The organism is Campylobacter sp. 110, from assembly GCF_002383965.1.
Lineage (GTDB): Bacteria > Campylobacterota > Campylobacteria > Campylobacterales > Campylobacteraceae > Campylobacter_D > Campylobacter_D coli.
Genome location: NZ_NXBD01000038.1, coordinates 1 through 4389, shown reverse-complemented (window position 1 = coordinate 4389; position 4389 = coordinate 1). Strand labels below are relative to the sequence as shown.

At 27.1% G+C, this 4389-nt stretch carries 9 protein-coding genes; all 9 read left to right on the top strand.

What is annotated here, in order from left to right; translation table 11 throughout:
- On the top strand, window positions 1-768 hold a 768-nt coding region (locus BGS43_RS04835), incomplete at its 5' end, for a hypothetical protein (protein ID WP_002912337.1).
- A 13-nt stretch (window positions 769-781) separates the two neighbouring features.
- Entirely contained in the window at window positions 782-1018 is a 237-nt protein-coding gene (locus tag BGS43_RS04830) for a hypothetical protein (RefSeq protein ID WP_002787289.1), read from the top strand.
- Between the two features lie 387 nt (window positions 1019-1405).
- A complete protein-coding gene (locus BGS43_RS04825; RefSeq protein ID WP_002787293.1) occupies window positions 1406-1726 on the top strand; it encodes a hypothetical protein in 321 nt (106 codons plus the stop codon).
- A 78-nt stretch (window positions 1727-1804) separates the two neighbouring features.
- The gene (locus BGS43_RS04820) at window positions 1805-2119 is read left to right on the top strand and encodes a hypothetical protein (protein WP_002787295.1); all 315 of its coding nucleotides are present in this window, start codon (window positions 1805-1807) and stop codon (window positions 2117-2119) included.
- Window positions 2056-2817 (top strand): hypothetical protein, encoded by a 762-nt coding sequence (locus BGS43_RS04815; protein ID WP_002787298.1) that lies wholly within the window; start codon window positions 2056-2058, stop codon window positions 2815-2817. The genes BGS43_RS04820 and BGS43_RS04815 overlap by 64 nt, the downstream gene beginning before the upstream one ends.
- An 8-nt stretch (window positions 2818-2825) precedes the next feature.
- The gene (locus BGS43_RS04810; RefSeq protein ID WP_002787300.1) at window positions 2826-3050 is read left to right on the top strand and encodes a hypothetical protein; all 225 of its coding nucleotides are present in this window, start codon (window positions 2826-2828) and stop codon (window positions 3048-3050) included.
- A complete protein-coding gene (locus tag BGS43_RS04805; RefSeq protein WP_002801257.1) occupies window positions 3051-3422 on the top strand; it encodes a hypothetical protein in 372 nt (123 codons plus the stop codon).
- Window positions 3406-3672 carry a hypothetical protein gene (locus tag BGS43_RS04800; protein WP_002787304.1) on the top strand — a complete coding sequence of 89 codons (267 nt, stop codon included), beginning with the start codon at window positions 3406-3408 and terminating at the stop codon, window positions 3670-3672. Before BGS43_RS04805 ends, BGS43_RS04800 begins: the two co-directional genes overlap by 17 nt.
- Window positions 3650-4389 (top strand): DNA-methyltransferase (locus BGS43_RS04795; RefSeq protein WP_096569027.1); only part of this gene is annotated, 740 nt, incomplete at its 3' end. The genes BGS43_RS04800 and BGS43_RS04795, both read left to right, overlap by 23 nt.

The window sequence follows — 4389 nt, the reverse complement described above, 5'->3', positions numbered from 1 at the left end:
ATGACAGAAGAGAAAGAAAATATTGTTAATTTTAAAATAAAAATTATCCATGAAGAAAACATAGAACTTGGGATAATGGCTAATTCTTTGTTAAGTTTTCAAAAATTAATGGATAGTTTTATATCAAAAGAGCACGGTATAACACAAAGTAAAATTTTTTTAGAAAAAGTTGAAACTGGTAGTGATATATATTCTTTGGTTTTTGAAATAGCAGGAGAAGTTTTGCCTATTATTGCACCTATTCAAGCATTAAATGAATTTATAGAACTTATCATATCTTTTAAAAATATCAAATCAAAAAGTATAGAAGAAATAGAAGAAAATCCGCATTTTACTAAGTATAATGCCAATAATTTAAAAAATATATTTGCACCCGTTACTATAAATCAAAATACTTTTTTTATCAATCATAAAGGTGAAGAACTTTTGAGAATAAATAGTGATGAAGCTAAGCTTATTTATGAAAATGCTAATTACATTTGCGAAAAAAAGGAAATTGAATATCAAAAGATACATGAAAATGCTTTGATAACGATGTATAAAACTACAAATAAAATAGACAATAAAACAAAACATAAGGCAAAGTGCGATGCTTTAAGTCCTTATGCGGTTGATGTTAGTTTTAGTGATGAGAAAATAGCCGAAGAAGTTTTGAAAAATCCTTATGGATTTAATTTTTTAGTAGATTTAGAGTATTATAAAAACGATAAAAATAAAATTATTTTATATAGAATTTTTAACATAAAAGATAAAATATCTTTAGAATAAAAGAAAGGGAAAAATGACAAGTGAAGAATTAAAACAATTTTGTAAAGAGCAAGGCTTAACTTATAAAGAGTTAGCCGAGTTAATAGGTTTTGGTGAAGGTGCAGTAAAAAATGCCATTTCTACTGAAAAAATAAGTTTTCAAATGGCACACGCTATTAATATGCTTAAAAAAATTTTTGAACTAGAAGCAAAATTAGAAAAAGCAGAAGCTATCAAAAAAGACTTTAAAGCGTGGATTAACGAAAATTAATCCACAAAGTAAATTTAAATTACTTCTTTATCTACAAAAAATAAAAATAAATTATTATAACCTTGACAATTAGTAATTATTATGTTATAATTGTGTTATCAAAAGTAAAGATAAATTACTTTTGAAATAAAAGAAAGGAGTAAAAGATGAACGCTAGTGATGTGCTCGAGTTAATCACTGCTTTAATCTGCTTGATAACAGCCATTATCAACGCAAGAAAGCATTAAGGCAAAGGGCGAAAGCCCTTATCATCTTTTACCTTTTCTATTATATCAAAAAAGGAGTTAAAAATGATTTTAGAAATTATAGTTTTAGTATTAGCGACTTTATTATGTGTTTTATCGGCAAAAGTTTATAGGCTTGAAAAAGAACTTAAGGAGCTTAAAAATGAGTAACAAACCATACCTAGAAAACGAAATAAAAGCTTTAAAATATCAGCTTTTAATCGAAAAACAAAAGCACAAAAAGACTAAAGAAAAGGTTTTTAAGCTTAAAAATATACAAGGGGAAAAATACGAGAAACTAAAAGCAGAATTTGCCAAAAATCAGCTTTTTGTTTTTAGAGATGATGAGCTTTTTCTTTGGGTGGAAAGTTTAATGCGAGAACTTAAAACTAAAATTTTATGCACTAATGATGAGCTAAGTAAAAAAGCTTGTGATATATTAGTATTTAAATTAGAAAAACGAAGAAAAAATTTCAACTATTAAATAAATCACCAGTTTAACAGTGTTTAGGACATTTTAATAAACCCTAAACACTCATTTAATGTCTAAAAAAGGAAAAAAATGAGTTTTAAACCCATACAAAAAGATAATGATGCATTTAAAAAAGCACAAAGAGCAAAGGTAATAGAAAGTTTAGCAATGCGTGGCTATGCACTTGTAAAGATAAGTAGCAATGGCTTTTTAATGAAAAAAGGTTTTGAAAAGGATATTTTATGCAAACAAATCATAGCACAGGATACGACAGCTTCCGTTTCGTTATCAACAAAAAAACCTTTTACAAATACCTTAAAAGATGGGGGCTTTTTGAAAAAATGCGAAGCACAACAAGAAATAAAAGCATTGATGAATTTGCAAAAGACAAATTCAAAGGCATAAAAACCAATGATAAATTTTATCCTTTTAAAATGCGTTATATCAATATAAAACCTAGAAATAAAAGCCTTTCAAATACTATCATTATATTAGATAATTCTAAGGCTTGCTTTGAGCTTTCTAAAAAGAATAAAAAAGCAAAAGATTACTACATAGAGGTGCAATTTAATGGGCTTTATCAGCCTAGTAAACAAATAGAAGCTGAAGTGTGGAAAATTTTAAGCAAAATGATAAAAAGGTTTAAAGCTTATAGTGTGGATATTGCTTGTGATTTTGATGATGATCTAGCAGTATCTAAACCAAGAGAATTTAAACACCAAGAAAGGTTTAGCAAACTTAAAATCTTTGGCGATTTTCATACTTATAAAACAAGTATGTATATCAACAATCCTCAAAGTAAATACTATAAATTAGAACGCATTTTACTTTATGATAAATACGAAAAACAAAAGTACTATCACAAAGAAAACATTAAAAGGGAATTTGTGCGATGGAAAAGATTAGAGCTTACATTGAAGATAAAGGATAAGTTCTTAGATAGAATAGAAAATGATATCAATGATGCATTAGATCTTATGCAAGATTATTTAAGAATGATAGGAATTTGGCATTTTAATATGAGAATGATACTTGAGCAAACAAAGTATTTAAACAATCCACGTTGGGCTAAGATATTTAAGCCTTACGCTTTGGCAAGTTAGGAGAGAATATGAAAGTAAATTTTATTTTTAAAGGGACAATAAAATGTTCAAAATGCAACTTAGAATTTGTGCCAAATTCTAAATTTTTTAAAGGTCTTGATGAAATTATAGGCGATGTAAAAAGCGTGAGTTTAGATGGCTTTTGTCCTGAATGTGATAATAAATTAAAAACTAGCTTTAAAGTAGAAAAGATCACAAGAGAATTTAATAAAACTTATACAATGAGGTGTTAAATGAATATTACAAGAGAATTAGAAGCTTACGATTTAGCAAAACTTGTTTTAAATAATGATCTTAAATACTTTTTTAAAGATGCAAAGATTGTAGGGGAAAATAAAGAAAGAAGACTTTGTTTTTATTTTTCAGATTCTTTTGTTTTAGCTTTATTTGAAAAAGAAAAAGAAAACATTTTACAAAGACTAAGAGAAGAATACAAAAAGAAATTAGAGTTTTACAAACGAATTGATTTGGTGCTTTATTCTATTGCAGCAAAAGGAATAAATGAGCTAAAAGCAAGAAGTAAAGAAGAACAAGAAGTTTTAGAACGCGGACTTTTAAAACTTGAAAATATAATTAAAAGGATAAAAAATGAAAAAAAATACTAATCAGCAATTAGAGCAGTTAAAGGAATTAAATCAAGGTGAGTTAAACCAAGAGATAGAAGTTTTAACCAAAAGAGCTTTAGCAATTCATAGATCTATACAAAGAGTTAAAGATGAAAGAAGCATATTAAATCAGAATATCAAAGACTATCAGAGCGAATTTAATGAAATAATGGAAAAAATAGCCTTTTTAAAAGAGCCTAATTTATTTAATCAAAAAGGAAGTGATGATGTTTCACCCACAGCTTTATAACGACCATTTTCAAAATTTTAAAAGATATAATATACCAAAAGCACAGCTTGTAATAGCTGATATTCCTTATAATTTAGACAACAATGCTTATGCTTCATCTCCTAAATGGTATATAAATGGGGATAATAAAAATGGAAAAAGCAAAAAAGCAAACAAGGCATTTTTTGATACAGATAATGATTTTAGAGTTAGCGAATTTATGCACTTTTGTTCAAAAATGCTTATAAAAGAACCTAAAGAATGCGGTAAAAGTCCTTGCATGATTGTTTTTTGCTCTTTTGAGCAACAAGCAATGTTAATTGAAGTAGCTAAAAAATATGGCTTTAATCATTATATAAATTTGGTTTTTAGAAAACAAAGCTCATCTCAAGTTTTAAAAGCAAATATGAGAATAGTTGGAAATTGTGAATATGCTTTAATCTTATATCGTGAAAAACTTCCAAAATTTAATAATGATGGCAAGATGATTTATAACTGCATGGATTGGCAAAAAGATGAAGGTATTCCTAAAATACATCCCACACAAAAGCCTGTTAAATTGCTAGAAAGATTAATCACTATTTTTACAGATGCAGGTGATGTTGTTATAGATCCATGTGCTGGAAGTGGTAGCACTCTTTTAGCAGCTACAAATTTAAACCGCAAAGCTTATGGCTTTGAGATTAAAAAAGACTTTTTTAAAAGTGCTAATGAAATTATGTTTAAACACATAGAAAG

Excerpts from the sequence above, each read along its gene's own strand:
- BGS43_RS04800 (WP_002787304.1), top strand. The coding sequence starts at position 3,406 with ATGAAAAAAAATACTAATCAGCAATTAGAGCAGTTAAAGGAATTAAAT.
- BGS43_RS04825 (WP_002787293.1), top strand. The coding sequence starts at position 1,406 with ATGAGTAACAAACCATACCTAGAAAACGAAATAAAAGCTTTAAAATAT.
- BGS43_RS04810 (WP_002787300.1), top strand. The coding sequence starts at position 2,826 with ATGAAAGTAAATTTTATTTTTAAAGGGACAATAAAATGTTCAAAATGC.
- BGS43_RS04820 (WP_002787295.1), top strand. The coding sequence starts at position 1,805 with ATGAGTTTTAAACCCATACAAAAAGATAATGATGCATTTAAAAAAGCA.
- BGS43_RS04815 (WP_002787298.1), top strand. The coding sequence starts at position 2,056 with ATGCGAAGCACAACAAGAAATAAAAGCATTGATGAATTTGCAAAAGAC.
- BGS43_RS04830 (WP_002787289.1), top strand. The coding sequence starts at position 782 with ATGACAAGTGAAGAATTAAAACAATTTTGTAAAGAGCAAGGCTTAACT.
- BGS43_RS04805 (WP_002801257.1), top strand. The coding sequence starts at position 3,051 with ATGAATATTACAAGAGAATTAGAAGCTTACGATTTAGCAAAACTTGTT.